The sequence below is a fragment of the Serratia sp. PL7 genome (assembly GCF_945957435.1).
In genome coordinates, this window is the sequence record NZ_CAMFLB010000013.1 from 85,916 (window position 1) to 99,384 (window position 13,469).

13 protein-coding genes are annotated in these 13,469 nt (G+C 53.6%); 9 read left to right on the plus strand and 4 right to left on the minus strand.

Going from position 1 to position 13,469, the window contains the following annotated elements; all coding sequences use genetic code 11:
- Positions 1-7: 7 nt before the first annotated feature.
- Positions 8-1,534 carry a Re/Si-specific NAD(P)(+) transhydrogenase subunit alpha gene (pntA, locus tag N6G83_RS34795; protein ID WP_024486776.1) on the minus strand — a complete coding sequence of 509 codons (1,527 nt, stop codon included), beginning with the start codon at positions 1,532-1,534 and terminating at the stop codon, positions 8-10.
- A 538-nt stretch (positions 1,535-2,072) separates the two neighbouring features.
- Between pntA and ydgH the strand changes: the two genes are divergently transcribed.
- Together ydgH and N6G83_RS34805 are read left to right on the plus strand one after the other, a co-directional pair.
- The gene (gene ydgH / locus N6G83_RS34800; protein WP_211134616.1) at positions 2,073-3,023 is read left to right on the plus strand and encodes a DUF1471 family protein YdgH; all 951 of its coding nucleotides are present in this window, start codon (positions 2,073-2,075) and stop codon (positions 3,021-3,023) included.
- Between the two features lie 229 nt (positions 3,024-3,252).
- On the plus strand, positions 3,253-4,644 hold the full coding sequence (locus tag N6G83_RS34805; protein WP_024530158.1) for an amino acid permease: 1,392 nt from the start codon (positions 3,253-3,255) through the stop codon (positions 4,642-4,644).
- A gap of 30 nt (positions 4,645-4,674) precedes the next feature.
- Here the strand turns inward: N6G83_RS34805 and N6G83_RS34810 are convergent, their stop codons facing one another.
- Complete coding sequence (locus N6G83_RS34810; protein ID WP_024530159.1) at positions 4,675-5,091, minus strand: hypothetical protein; 417 nt, start codon at positions 5,089-5,091, stop codon at positions 4,675-4,677.
- Positions 5,092-5,211: 120 nt separating this feature from the next.
- Here N6G83_RS34810 and folM point away from each other — a divergent pair, with 120 nt between their 5' ends.
- The 7 genes from folM (at position 5,212) to N6G83_RS34845 (ending at position 12,252) form a co-directional block, all read left to right on the plus strand.
- Positions 5,212-5,934, plus strand: coding sequence for a dihydromonapterin reductase (gene folM / locus N6G83_RS34815; protein WP_024530160.1), 723 nt, complete (start codon positions 5,212-5,214; stop codon positions 5,932-5,934).
- 71 nt (positions 5,935-6,005) lie between these two features.
- A complete protein-coding gene (gene rstA / locus N6G83_RS34820) occupies positions 6,006-6,734 on the plus strand; it encodes a two-component system response regulator RstA (RefSeq protein ID WP_199062585.1) in 729 nt (242 codons plus the stop codon).
- Entirely contained in the window at positions 6,731-8,035 is a 1,305-nt protein-coding gene (gene rstB, locus N6G83_RS34825) for a two-component system sensor histidine kinase RstB (protein ID WP_211134615.1), read from the plus strand. The genes rstA and rstB overlap by 4 nt, the downstream gene beginning before the upstream one ends.
- 46 nt (positions 8,036-8,081) lie before the next feature.
- On the plus strand, positions 8,082-9,578 hold the full coding sequence (locus tag N6G83_RS34830) for a carboxypeptidase M32 (RefSeq protein ID WP_074029152.1): 1,497 nt from the start codon (positions 8,082-8,084) through the stop codon (positions 9,576-9,578).
- A gap of 71 nt (positions 9,579-9,649) precedes the next feature.
- On the plus strand, positions 9,650-10,450 hold the full coding sequence (locus N6G83_RS34835; RefSeq protein WP_211134614.1) for an MBL fold metallo-hydrolase: 801 nt from the start codon (positions 9,650-9,652) through the stop codon (positions 10,448-10,450).
- 396 nt (positions 10,451-10,846) lie between these two features.
- Positions 10,847-11,137, plus strand: a complete 291-nt coding sequence (gene asr / locus N6G83_RS34840) for an acid resistance repetitive basic protein Asr (RefSeq protein WP_024530164.1) — start codon at positions 10,847-10,849, stop codon at positions 11,135-11,137.
- Between the two features lie 293 nt (positions 11,138-11,430).
- On the plus strand, positions 11,431-12,252 hold the full coding sequence (locus N6G83_RS34845; RefSeq protein WP_199062592.1) for a trypsin-like serine peptidase: 822 nt from the start codon (positions 11,431-11,433) through the stop codon (positions 12,250-12,252).
- Here N6G83_RS34845 and N6G83_RS34850 read toward each other — a convergent pair.
- Both N6G83_RS34850 and N6G83_RS34855 read right to left on the minus strand, forming a co-directional pair.
- Positions 12,235-12,957: a nucleoside/nucleotide kinase family protein gene (locus N6G83_RS34850; RefSeq protein WP_211134613.1), complete on the minus strand. Its 723-nt coding sequence runs from the start codon at positions 12,955-12,957 to the stop codon at positions 12,235-12,237. The two genes, N6G83_RS34845 and N6G83_RS34850, sit on opposite strands and share 18 nt — an antisense overlap.
- Complete coding sequence (locus tag N6G83_RS34855) at positions 12,935-13,462, minus strand: MltR family transcriptional regulator (protein ID WP_211134612.1); 528 nt, start codon at positions 13,460-13,462, stop codon at positions 12,935-12,937. Before N6G83_RS34855 ends, N6G83_RS34850 begins: the two co-directional genes overlap by 23 nt.
- Between the last annotated feature and the right edge of the window lie 7 nt (positions 13,463-13,469).

Sequence of the window (13,469 nt, forward strand, 5' to 3'; positions counted from 1 at the left end):
CTACCCCTTAGTTTTTGCGGAACATCTTCAGCATGCGCTGAGTGACGGTGAATCCACCAAAAATGTTGATGCTGGCGATCAGTACCGCGACAAAGGAGAGGAAACTCACCCAGCCGCCATGACCAATCTGCAACAACGCACCGACCACGATAATCCCTGAGATCGCGTTAGTGACCGACATCAACGGGGTATGCAATGCATGGCTGACGTTCCAGACCACGTAGTAACCCACCACGCAGGCCAGCGCAAACACGGTAAAGTGAGACAGGAACTCTTTCGGTGCCGAATTGGCAAACCAGCCGAACAGGATGATCGCCAGCGCGATCAGGCCGTATTTCACCATCGGTGAGGTTGGTTTCTTTTCAACTTTCTCGATTGGTGCAGCAGCAGCCTGCTTCGGCTGGGCGGATACCTGGATCGGCGGTGCTGGCCAGGTAACTTCGCCATCGCGCACCACGGTGACACCGCGGATCACGGTGTCTTCGAAATCGATATCGATTTCGCCGTTTTTCTCTTTCGACAACAGCTTCAGCAGGTTCACCAGGTTGGTGCCGTAAAGCTGTGAGGACTGGGTCGGCAAGCGGCTCGGCAGATCGGTATAGCCGATAATCTTCACGCCGTTTTCGGTGATGGTCACCTGGTCGGCCACGGTCAGCTCACAGTTACCACCGGTTTGCGCGGCCAGATCGACAATCACGCTGCCCGGCTTCATGGAAGCCACCATCTCTTTGGTAATAAGCTTTGGTGCCGGGCGGCCAGGGATCAGCGCCGTGGTCACGATGATGTCCACTTCCTCTGCCTGGGCGGCGAACAGCGCCATTTCCGCTTTGATAAAGGCTTCAGACATCACTTTGGCATAGCCATCACCGCTGCCTGCTTCTTCCTCAAAGTCCAGCTCGAGGAATTCTGCGCCCATACTCTGCACTTGCTCTTTCACTTCCGGGCGGGTGTCGAAGGCGCGAACGATCGCCCCCAGGCTACCAGCCGCACCGATAGCGGCCAAGCCAGCAACCCCAGCACCAATGATCATCACTTTGGCCGGGGGAACTTTACCGGCTGCGGTGATCTGGCCGGTGAAGAAACGCCCGAACTCATGCGCTGCCTCAACGATAGCGCGATAGCCAGCGATATTGGCCATTGAGCTCAGTGCATCCAGGGACTGCGCACGTGAAATACGTGGCACGGAATCCATGGCCATAGCGGTCACGTTACGGGCCGCCAGCTTCGCCATCAATTCTGGATTTTGTGCAGGCCAGATAAAGCTGACTAACGTACTGCCTTCACGCATTAACGCAATTTCTTCCTCAAGAGGTGCGTTAACCTTCAGGATCAGATCCGATTGCCACACATCGGCTGTATCGGTAATTGTCGCCCCTGCGGCTTGATAAGCTGCATCTTCAAAGCTTGCCAGTTTTCCCGCCGCGCTTTCGATCGCGACGGTAAAGCCCAGTTTCAGCAGTTGTTCTACCGTTTTCGGCGTTGCTGCAACTCGGGCTTCATTGGCCAACCGTTCTCTTGGTACACCAATACGCATAATGTTCCCTTCTCACCTGTTCTGATGATGTTTATTATCGTCTTACCCATAGCGATAGCACCGGCTGGCAAGTTTTTTATCAGCCTTGCCTGTCTGCAAATTAAGGTGCCACCTATAACCTACTGAAAATGTGATCGATGATCCATAATTGCTTACGTTTACCCGTCAGTTTTTACATAAAAATGCAGCTAAGGCCATGACAAATCTCAAATCTGGATGCAAAAACTGCCCTGAAGCCCCTTTTCAGCGCACTATTGTGCAGAACCTGGCCTAGGCCATTTCCTGTCAGCCGGGGACAGCGAGCATAAAAGTTATAAAATTGTGAATAATTAACATTAATGAGATTAAACGCTTTATTATTGAAACTTATAACCTGTTGGCCCAATGTGGTTCAGCTAGTGCGGCTCAGCTTTGTCGCATCGCATCACATAAAATGCTGAGACACCTGCCAAGGTTACATGGCATAATCTGCGGCTGAATTACACCTAAACTGTTCAGCACGTTATAAACGTTACTGCGCTTGGCGAAAGGATTTTTTATGAAGCTGAAGACCACGATCATCGCATCAGCCTTGTTATCACTTACTGCGCTGTCTGTGCATGCCGCGCAAGAGTTAACTCCTGAGAAAGCAGCGGCCATCAAGCCGTTTGATCGCATCACCATTACCGGCCGTTTCAACGCTATCAACGAAGCTGCCGATGCCGTATCCCGCCGTGCAGATAAAATGGGGGCCGACGCCTTCTATATCCAGGATATCAACAACGGTAATAACGGCGGCAACTGGCGCGTCACCGCAGACGTTTATCATAAAGATGCGCCAGAAGTCAGCAAAGAGACCAAGTACCGCGTGATTAACGGCGTGAAAGAGCTGCCAAAAGACGAGGCCTTCCTGCTTGAACCTTACGATACCGTGACCGTCAGCGGCTTCTACCGCAGTCAGCCAGACATCAACGATGCCATCACCAAAGCCGCACAGAAGAAAGGCGCTGCCTCGTTCTTTATCGTGCGTCAGGTGGATGCCAACCAGGGCGGCAACCAGTTCATCACCGCGTTCATCTATAAAGCCGATGCGCCGAAACGTGTGGTGCAGAGCCCGGATGCCGTGCCTGCCGATTCTGAAGCCGGTAAAGCCATGCTGGCTGCTGGTGGTGCAGAAGCCGCTAAGGTCGAGATCCCAGGCGTCTCCTCTTCCGGCTCGCCAGCCCGCGACGTTGGCCGCTTCTTCGAAACTCAGACGTCTACCGGTCAGCGTTACACTGTAACCTTGCCGAACGGGACCAAGATCCAGGAAGTGAATAACGTCACCGCCGCGCAGATGGTGCCGTTTGATTCCGTGACCTTTACCGGCCACTTCAACAGCATGACCGACGTTTCCACCGAAGTGGCGAAGCGTGCCGCTGAGAAAGGCGCCAAGTATTACCATGTGACGCGCCAGTGGCAGAACAAGAGCGGCGGCAACCTGACCGTCAGCGCCGATCTGTTCAAATAATCCCTGCTGTCACCTCGATCGAAGGGCTGCCACTGTGCAGCCCTTTTTTATACCGCTGCTGAATAAGTTTTTACTCATCGCGCATAACCAATCATTGCATCCGCAAGCATCTCCCCTTAGAATTTGCGCCAATTTTTAGCTCCATTGCCTGCCCTTGCGGTAATTGCCATGACGTTATGGCTGGCCTGCACGGAACGCATAGTTGTTTATTCTGTCTCGGGATCCATCATTGGAAAGAAAACTTGGTCTTACCGCGTTAACCGCCTTGGTGCTCAGCTCAATGCTGGGCGCAGGCGTCTTTAGCCTGCCGCAGAATATGGCCGAGGTTGCCAGCCCGGCGGCCTTGCTGATTGGTTGGGCCATCACCGGCGTCGGCATTCTGTTCCTGGCGTTTGCCATGTTGTTACTGACCCGCCTGCGCCCCGACCTGGATGGTGGCATCTTCACCTACGCCAAAGAAGGCTTTGGCGAACTGGTGGGCTTCTGCTCTGCGTGGGGTTACTGGCTGTGTGCGGTGATCGCCAACGTTTCTTATCTGGTGATCGTGTTTGCTGCACTGAGCCTGTTTACAGACCGCAGCGGCACGGTGATCCTGGGCGATGGCAATACCTGGCAAGCGCTGATCGCCGAATCCTTGTTGCTGTGGATCGTTCATGCCTTGGTATTGCGCGGCGTGCAAACGGCGGCCAGCATCAATCTGGTGGCCACCCTCGCCAAGTTGCTGCCGCTCGGCCTGTTTGCCGTGCTGGCCGCTATCGCGTTCCGCATGGATACCTTCACGTTGGACTTCCACGGCGTTGCCCTTGGTACGCCAGTCTGGCAGCAGGTTAAAGACACCATGCTGATCACCCTGTGGGTGTTTATCGGTGTTGAAGGTGCTGTGGTGGTTTCCGCCCGTGCCCGGCAGAAAAAGGACGTTGGCCGCGCCACCATGTTGGCCGTGATTTCCGCTTTGGCGGTGTATCTGGTGATCACCCTGCTGTCGCTCGGCGTGGTGCCGCGTAGTGAGCTGGCGGAAATGCGTAACCCGTCAATGGCGGTGCTGATGGTTGACCTGATCGGCCCTTGGGGTGATGTGATCATCGCCACCGGTCTGATCGTTTCGGTTTGCGGAGCTTACCTAAGCTGGACCATCATGGCGGCTGAAGTGCCTTTACTGGCCGCTCAACACGGCGCTTTCCCCAAAATTTTCCGCAAGCAAAACCGCAACCATGCCCCGTCCGCCTCTTTGTGGTTAACCAACGGTGCAGTGCAAATTGCGCTGGTGATTATCTGGCTGACCGGCAGCAACTACAACTCGTTGCTGACCATAGCTTCCGAGATGATCCTGGTGCCGTATTTCCTGGTGGGGGCCTTCCTGTTCAAGGTAGCCCGTCAGCGGCAGGACAAGCGTCTGATTTTCGCTGCCAGCGGTGCCTGCCTTTATGGGCTGTGGCTACTCTATGCTTCAGGCCTGATGCACCTGTTGATGTCGGTACTGCTGTATGCGCCTGGCTTGCTGGTGTTTATGTATGCCCGCAGTGGGCATCAGGACGTGAAATTGCTCAACCGGCTAGAGAAAAGCACCGTTATGCTACTGCTGGCCGCAACCCTCCCTGCCGGATGGTTTATGTTGCATTGATAGCCCTAATTAACCGGGTGATTCACCCGGTTAATTTCCCCCCATCGGTTGGGCGTTAATGGTGATCCGCTCACCGACCTGCATCACCACTATCGATTCACCACACTCTTTCTCAATGGCAGCCAACTGCTCCGCCGCCAGCGGATACGGCAGTTGAATATCAAACACCACCAACTGCTGTTGCCGGGCCAGATCGATCAGGCGAATAATGTTGACCTCATCGCTGACCTGCGTCGAAACCACCTGTAACGCCAACTCTTTCAACTGATCCTGGCGCGAGCGTGAGTCTGTCACGCGCGATTTCACTACCATGCCAAAGATGGGCATCACCCCATAAATTGCATCGATAAAGCGCCACTGCTTCTTGCAGGAGGCCGATAAAAAATGGGTATAGTCAAAACAGACTCTCTCACTGCGCGCGACGAATGCAAGATGATCGTTGTTCATCTTCGTTACCCTTCTGGTGGCCAGTGCTGAAATGTCATCGATGGCAAGCGTTATCCGCTTTCTGACGTATAATGGCATAATTCCTTTAATGTTTGCCAGTTTGCTCAGGAGCTTTACTCGATGGTCTCTCACAACTCGGCCCCTGTGTTGATCACCGGCGGTGCCCGCAGAATTGGGCTGGCTCTGGCCAAGTCGTTCTTACAGCGTGGCGTTCCAGTCATTATTGCCTATCGCAGTGAATACCCTGCATTAGCCGAACTCCAAGACCTTGGCGCGATCTGCCTGCAGGGCGATTTCTCTGCCCATGAAGGGATCTATCGTTTTGCCGATCAGGTAAAACAGGTTGCCCCAAAGCTACGCGCCGTGATCCATAATGCCAGCGCCTGGTTGGCAGAATCGACGGAAACGCCACCGGAACAGGTGATGGCTTCAATGCTCCAGATCCACGTCTACACTCCTTACCTGTTGAACCAACTGCTGGAACCCTGCCTGCTTGGCCAGGGGCAAGCCGGTGCCGATATCATCCATCTGACGGATTATGTAGTAGAAAAAGGCAGCGACAAGCACATTGCCTATGCCGCCAGCAAGGCCGCGCTGGATAATATGACCCGATCCTTTGCCCGCAAATTGGCCCCCGACGTCAAAGTGAATGCTATCGCACCGGCATTAATTATGTTCAACACCGGTGACGATGAAGCCTATCGCCAACAGGCATTGACCAAATCCCTGATGCAGATCGCCCCAGGGGAAAGTGAGGTAGTCAACCTGGTGGATTATCTGATGGGCAGCCGCTACGTTACCGGACGCACTCACGGAGTAGATGGTGGGCGACCACTGCGTTAAATAATGGGCATGGCGCAACACCGAGCAGCGCGCTATGCTGAATGCCGTTTTTCCTATAAAACCACCCTATTATGACTAAAATTGTGTTTGTAGAAGACGATCCTGAAGTAGGCAAACTGATTGCCGCCTATTTAGGTAAACATGACATCGACGTCATCATCGAACCCCGCGGCGATACGGCACAGGCCTGTATTGAGCGGGAACAGCCAGACCTGGTGCTGCTGGATATCATGCTACCCGGCAAGGACGGCATGACGCTATGCCGCGATCTGCGCCCGGTTTATCCCGGCCCGATCGTGTTGCTCACCTCACTGGACAGCGATATGAATCACATCCTGTCATTGGAAATGGGTGCGCATGACTACATCCTGAAAACTACACCACCTGCGGTGCTGCTGGCTCGCCTGCGTTTACACCTGCGCCAACACGGTGGCAACCAGCCAAAAGAAGAGCAAACACAGAACATCACCCAGCATAATGCCGTGCATTTTGGCTTGCTGTGCATCGACCCGGTCAACCGCCAGGTGACGTTGGGGGAAGAGATCATCACCCTTTCCACCTCAGATTTCGATCTGCTATGGGAACTGGCGACCCATGCAGGGCAAATCATGGCCCGTGAAGCGTTGCTGCAAAACCTGCGCGGCGTCAGCTACGACGGTATGGATCGCAGCATCGATGTGGCCATCTCACGCCTGCGCCGCAAGCTGTATGACAATGCTCTGGAACCGTTTCGCATCAAGACCGTGCGCAACAAGGGCTATCTTTTTGCTCCTAACGCCTGGGCATCGGTGCAACAATGAGAAAACTGTTCGTGCAGTTCTTTTTACTGCTGTTCGTCTGCTTTCTGGTGATGGCGATGCTGGTTGGCCTGGTATACAAAGTCACCGCCGAACGTGCCGGGCGCCAATCGATGGACGACCTGATGAAGAGTTCGTTGTATCTGATGCGCAGCGAGCTGCGGGAGATCCCGCTAAAAGACTGGAACAAAACCATCGCCACCCTGGATTTAAACCTGTCGTTCAAACTGCATATCGAGCCGCTCGGCAAGCAGAACCTGAGTGAGGACCTCACCAAGCGGCTGCGCCTTGGAGAGATCATCGCACTGGACGATCGCTATACCTTCATGCAGCGCATCCCACGCAGCCATTACGTGCTGGTCGTTGGCCCCATCCCTTATCTTTTTTATCTGCACCAGATGCGCATCCTGGATTTGGTGCTGCTGATTTTTATCGGCATGTCGCTGGCCCTACCGGTATTCCTGTGGATGCGCCCGCATTGGCAAGACTTACTGAAACTGGAAAATGCCGCCCAACGTCTGGGGGCCGGGCATCTCGATGAACGTACACACTTTGTCCCCACCTCAAGCCTTTACCGGCTTGGCGTCGCCTTTAATCAGATGGCCGATAACGTCAACACGCTGATCGTCAGTAAAAAACAGCTGATTGACGGTATTGCCCATGAGCTGCGGACTCCGCTGGTACGTCTGCGCTACCGGTTGGCCATGAGCGATAACCTGACCGAAGGCGAACAGCAGGCGTTAAATCGGGATATCGGCCAGCTAGAATCCCTGATCGACGAGCTATTAACCTATGCGCGTCTGGATCGACCACAGGTAGCCTTGAATATTGAGCCAATCGATTTGCCCAGTTGGCTACAGGATAAGGTGGCCGATATCCAGTTGATCCACCCAGAGCGCGAGATTGAGCTGAATATCCCGCATGTCGGTGACTTTGGCGGTGTCGATCTGCGGCTGATGGAGCGCGTGTTAGACAACCTGGTCAACAATGGCCTGCGCTATTGCGAACGGCGTTTGCGCGTCGGCCTGTGGTTTGACGGCGATGCTGCATGCCTGCAGGTGGAAGACGACGGCCCAGGCATTCCCCCAGAAGAACGCGAGCGGGTGTTCGAACCCTTCGTCCGTCTCGATCCCAGCCGCGATCGCGCTACCGGCGGCTGCGGGCTTGGATTGGCGATCGTGCATTCCATCGCCGTGGCCTATCAAGGCCAGGTCTTTGTGGAGGCCAGTTCGCTGGGCGGCGCCAGTTTCCGCTTCTGCTGGCCGATTAAACCCCTTTTTGATACCAAAACAGAGCCGGCATAACGATCCGGCCCCGTTGGCTCAACGGATCCACTATGGAGTTGAACAAATGACATCTGCATCATCCTCTACGGCCTACGGCCAACTTCGCGCCCTATTCACCCGCCTTTCGCGTTTTGATCACCTATCGGCCATCAGCGGCTGGGATATGCAAACCATGATGCCGCCGGGTGGCAATAAGGCGCGTTCCGAAGCCTTGGCGGAGTTGAGCGTGTTGAAGCATCAAATCCTGACGGCACAGAAAACGGGTGAACTGCTCGACCGCGCGCAACAAGAAGCGCTAGATGAATTTGACCGTGCCAACCTGCTCGAAATGCGCCGCCAGTACGATAATGCCGTGCTGGTGCCAGAAGCGCTGGTCGAAGCCAAATCCCTTGCAGGTGCGCGCTGCGAACATGCCTGGCGAGTACAACGCCCGGCCAACGACTGGGAAGGCTTTAGCGATAATCTGCGCCGGGTGGTTACACTGAGCCGTGAGGAAGCGCAGATCCGCGCACAGGCGGCGGGCGTCAGCCGTTATGATGCGTTGCTCAATCTGTATGAACCAGGAATGCGCAGCAGCGATCTCGACCGTATCTTTGGCGATTTGAAAACCTGGCTGCCCGATTTATTGCAAAAGGTGGTCGCCAAACAGCAGCAAGAACCTTGCCTGATCCCGCAAGGTCCGTTCGATGTCGACACCCAGCGTAAGCTGAGCCTGAGCGTGATGAAGCTGCTCGGCTTTGACTTTGATGGTGGCCGGGTTGACGTTAGTGCTCATCCGTTCTGCGGCGGCGTGCCGGAAGACGTACGTATCACTACACGCTACAACGAGAAAGAGTTCCTTACCGCGCTGCTTGGCATCGTGCATGAAACCGGCCACGCCCGCTACGAACAGAACCTGCCACGTGAGTGGCTGGGCCAGCCCGTGGCACAAGCTCGGTCGACGGCGATCCACGAATCACAAAGCCTGTTCTTTGAAATGCAGCTGGCTCGCGGTAGTGACTTCCTGAAAGTCCTGCGACCGCTGATCGTCAATCAGTTTGGAGAACAACCGGCCCTGGAAGAGAGCAACTTTATTCGCCTTAATCAGCGGGTGAAACCTGGCCTGATCCGCGTCGATGCCGACGAGGTCAGCTACCCTGCCCATGTGATATTGCGCTATGAAATCGAGCGTGCGTTGATTGAGGGCGAGATCGAGGTAGAAGATATTCCGGCACTGTGGAATGAGAAGATGCACAGCTACCTTGGCCTGGATACCGTGGGCGATTATCGCAACGGCTGTATGCAGGACATCCACTGGACGGACGGTGCCTTTGGTTACTTCCCAACTTACACCTTGGGTGCCATGTATGCGGCTCAACTGTTCGACAGTGCACGCACCGCAATGCCAAAGCTGAGCGAAGATATTGCCGCCGGTAATTTGAGTGCGCTATTCCATTGGTTACAGCAAAATATCTGGCGTCACGCCAGCCGTTACCCTACCGATACGTTGATCACTAACGCCACGGGTAAAACGTTAGACCCAAGCTATTTCCGCCGGCATCTGGAAAGCCGTTACCTGTAATCTCCGAACCCTCCGTACGTTAAGGCGTTGCTGGTATAGCTTAACGTACGGTTTTGCAAAACAGAGTCCACATGGCCTTAACCATCAATGTGTTACTTGAAAACCGTCGAGCTACCGAGGCGGATAAAACGTTAATCGCCAAAGCCGGGTTGAGCCTGTTAGTTCAGGATGAATCAGACAGCGTGCTTTTTGATACCGGGCCGGACGGCAGTTTTTTACAGAATGCTGCCCAAATGGGGATTAACCTCGACAACCTGACCGCTACCGTGCTCTCTCATGGCCATTACGATCACAGCGGTGGCGTACCCTGGTTGCCCGATAACAGCAGAATAATTTGCCACCCCGGCGTGCAAGAGGTGCGCTATGCCGCCGTTAATCTTCTGGGCCGCGTAAAGAAAATCAAACGTTTATCGCCGAAAGTGGATTACTCGCGCCACGCCATGGAGCTGACCCGAACCCCGGTGCAAATCAGTGAGCGGTTCTTCTGGTCCGGTGAAATCGAGGTGCCTGCCCCCAAAGCCTACGGCATTATTGAAAATGCCCAACAGTCCCCTGATTACGTCGCTGATGAAGGAGTGCTGATTTATAAATCAGACCGCGGTCTGATTATCATCACTGGCTGCGGCCACCGGGGAATAATCAATATTGTGCGGCACTGCCAGAAGATCACCGGTATCGATAAGATCCACGCGCTGATTGGCGGCTTTCACCTGAGATATGCCTCTCCGCTACGCTTATTGCAGGTACAGCGTTTTCTCAAGCAAATCAAACCCGAGAAAGTAATGGGCTGCCATTGCACCGGTTCTTGGGGGCAATTGTGGTTGCCTAATACGATTAGCCCGGCGACGGGGGATAGGATTACGTTAGCGTAAATCTTCCGGGGCATTGCGCCCCGGCATGCCTGCCGTAATAGTATCCTGCCCTATTTCTACCTACTAAGCCTGCGGATGTTCCATAGTGTACGTTCTCTCCTACAGCACTGGTGCCTCAGGAGAGAAGTTTGCACAACCATCAATGTATGTTGTAACTAATTTAGTTTATTTTGATACACGCACTGCGTGGCGGTGTTCAGCATCATCCGTGACAGCAGCACAAATATGCTAGCTATCACGGCCTGCAAAGCAGCAACGCTCCCTCCCCCAGGCACTCGTACATTAGGTTACACGCCGAAACCAATCACTCACGGAAAGTAATCCTCGGTTTGCATAAGATTATTTCAACGGCCCCGCAGTGGGGTTACAAACCAACAGACATTTGAGGATCTACCGATGAAAAAAGTATTAGCTCTGGTTGTTGCCGCTGCAATGGGCTTGTCATCTATCGCGTTCGCCGCTGAAGCTGCCGCTCCTGCTGCTGCACCAGCCGCCACTACTCAGACTGCGCCGGCCAAAACCACTCACGTGAAAAAACATCACGCGAAGAAAACCACCGAGCAAAAAGCTCAAGCAGCCAAAAAGCACCACAAAGCCAGCGGCAAAAAAGCCCCGGCCCAGAAAGCTCAGGCAGCTAAAAAGCATCACAAAAAATCCAGCAAGAAAGCAGCAACCCCAGCTGCCTGATAGTCAACCGGTGTGAGGCACCCCTCACCTGTTCTGGTAAGATTTGTCCGACACCCGGTTCGCCGGGTGTTTTTTCATCGGGGGTTGTCTATGCTGCGTCGCTATCGGTTCGAAATCATCCTTGGCACCCTGATCGTTTGCGGGCTCATCGCCAGCTTTTTTTATCTGTAATCTCCGATTTTTCTCAGGAAATTATCGGAAAATCAATCGCCGACCATCTACACAGCGGCTAAATCAGTCTATAGTTAGCATTCAGTGTGACTATGGATGATCCGAATTTGTCAGGCAAACCTATGCGCATCCCTGTTTTAATGTTGTTGTGCTCATTTCCTTTGGTTTTATCCCATTCTGCGCATGCTGATAGCCCTTCCGAGGCGTCCGCGGCCGATCAAACCCGTCTGTTTTTTGGCAAAGACGACCGTATTAAAGTGACCGAAACCAGCGGTTGGCCGTGGCAGGCCATTGGTCAGGTAGAAACCGCCAGTGGTAATCTGTGTACCGCTACGCTGATCTCTCCCCATCTGGCGCTCACCGCAGGCCACTGCGTACTGGCCCCTCCCGGCAATCTTGATAAGGCCGTTGCGCTGCGCTTTGTTTCCGGCAGTAAAGGTTGGCAATACCAGACGGAAAATATCGAAACGCTGGTTGATAAGTCATTAGGCAAGAAGCTGAAGGCGGATGGCGACGGCTGGATCGTGCCACCGGCGGCGGCAGCGTATGATTTTGCGTTGATCAGGTTAAAAGATAACAAGCCGCTGGCGATTAAACCGTTGCCATTATGGCAAGGTGACGGAAAAGCGTTAACGCAAACCTTAAAGCTGGCAAAGCGCCTGGTCACCCAGGCCGGTTATCCGGAAGATCATCTGGACGATTTGTACAGCCATCAAAATTGTAAAGTCACCGGTTGGGCGCAACAGGGCGTGCTATCACACCAGTGCGATACCTTACCCGGTGACAGTGGTTCTCCATTGATATTGAAGACCGCCGAAGGTTGGCGACTTATCGCTATCCAGAGTTCTGCACCCGCCGCACAAGACCGCTACCGTGCCGATAACCGCGCGCTGTCAGTTACCGGCATTCGCGATGCTTTAGATCTGTTAGCCGCCGGTAAATAACCCCTCCCAGCGCAGGCCACCGTTATCCCACAGGAGGGTAATGGTGGCAGGCAAACTGTGCTGCAATACCCTATCAACGTTTGGCCCATCGGTTTGCTGGTAAAAAGTACTGGCCTGCTCCAGTGTTGAACCACCACGCATTTTACGCTCGATCAGCCGTGCCCGCAGTTGCTGTGCTGGTGCCTGAATAAATAACGTTAAGTCGCTGTGGCGTGCCAGATCGCGCCAACCTGGTTCATCAAGCAATAACCAGTTACCTTCTACGATCGTTACCGACGCAGTCACCTCAATAGCGTTGGGCACCGGATCGTGCAACACGCGATCGTAGTTAGGCCAGAATGGACGTGGTTGATCGAGTGCAGCCAACGCCAACTCGAGCTGCTGACGATCAAAGGTTTCTGGCATTCCCTTCTTGCTGCGCAACCCTTGCGCATCAAGCCAGGAGTTAGGACGGTGAAAGCCGTCCATCGGCAGAGTTTGCAATGCCGGTAATTCATCACACTGTGCCGATAAATGCTGCCAGAAGGCCGTCAGCGTCGATTTACCACTGCCGGGAGGTGCCGCCAGAAATACCACCAGGCGCGCCCCCTTTTGCTGCTGCTTTTGGGCCAACAGGCGCAGTAAAGGTAAATGTACCTGCTCGACCTCCTCATCGGTAAAAAAGGCATCGATCGTCAGCCCATTAACAGTTAGCGCTATTTTCATTGGTCAGTTCCTTTAACAGCGAAGTCACCGCCAGCGTTAATCCGGTTTTAATCATGTTGCCGTAGCGCTCGGTATTAAAAACCTCAAAGCTGGAAAACTTCATCTTTCTTATCGCACTGAAAAGCTGTTCGTTTTCCGTAATGGCATTAAGGTTGGCAATAAAATCAAAGGTCATTTCATCATGAAAGCTCAGTGAGCTATTTTCCGCCTGCACATGCTGGCTAAATTGTGAAAGACAGATGATATCGGCATAAACGGTTTTTTTGATTTTCCCCAACGCGTACAATAAGCGCAGGGAGACATCCATATTGTCCAAAGGGCCAGATTTTGCCAGCAATGGCTTTACCGCATATTCGAGTATATCGGGATCGTTATTGACAAACACCTGTGGCAAATAGGTTTTGACAGCAGAAAATAAAATCTCATTTGCCTTCTGTAACCAATTGATCAACTGTTCCTGCTCGTCCAGTTGTTCAATTATTTCATCTTCTGTCAGCGTTTTCATTCGTCCT

What these genes read in the sequence shown, in the direction of transcription:
- folM (WP_024530160.1), top strand. Translation starts at nt 5,212, where the DNA reads ATGGTCTCTCACAACTCGGCCCCTGTGTTGATCACCGGCGGTGCCCGC.
- rstB (WP_211134615.1), top strand. Translation starts at nt 6,731, where the DNA reads ATGAGAAAACTGTTCGTGCAGTTCTTTTTACTGCTGTTCGTCTGCTTT.
- N6G83_RS34835 (WP_211134614.1), top strand. Translation starts at nt 9,650, where the DNA reads ATGGCCTTAACCATCAATGTGTTACTTGAAAACCGTCGAGCTACCGAG.
- rstA (WP_199062585.1), top strand. Translation starts at nt 6,006, where the DNA reads ATGACTAAAATTGTGTTTGTAGAAGACGATCCTGAAGTAGGCAAACTG.
- N6G83_RS34810 (WP_024530159.1), bottom strand. Translation starts at nt 5,091, where the DNA reads ATGAACAACGATCATCTTGCATTCGTCGCGCGCAGTGAGAGAGTCTGT.
- N6G83_RS34845 (WP_199062592.1), top strand. Translation starts at nt 11,431, where the DNA reads ATGCGCATCCCTGTTTTAATGTTGTTGTGCTCATTTCCTTTGGTTTTA.
- N6G83_RS34850 (WP_211134613.1), bottom strand. Translation starts at nt 12,957, where the DNA reads ATGAAAATAGCGCTAACTGTTAATGGGCTGACGATCGATGCCTTTTTT.
- asr (WP_024530164.1), top strand. Translation starts at nt 10,847, where the DNA reads ATGAAAAAAGTATTAGCTCTGGTTGTTGCCGCTGCAATGGGCTTGTCA.
- N6G83_RS34830 (WP_074029152.1), top strand. Translation starts at nt 8,082, where the DNA reads ATGACATCTGCATCATCCTCTACGGCCTACGGCCAACTTCGCGCCCTA.
- pntA (WP_024486776.1), bottom strand. Translation starts at nt 1,534, where the DNA reads ATGCGTATTGGTGTACCAAGAGAACGGTTGGCCAATGAAGCCCGAGTT.
- N6G83_RS34855 (WP_211134612.1), bottom strand. Translation starts at nt 13,462, where the DNA reads ATGAAAACGCTGACAGAAGATGAAATAATTGAACAACTGGACGAGCAG.
- ydgH (WP_211134616.1), top strand. Translation starts at nt 2,073, where the DNA reads ATGAAGCTGAAGACCACGATCATCGCATCAGCCTTGTTATCACTTACT.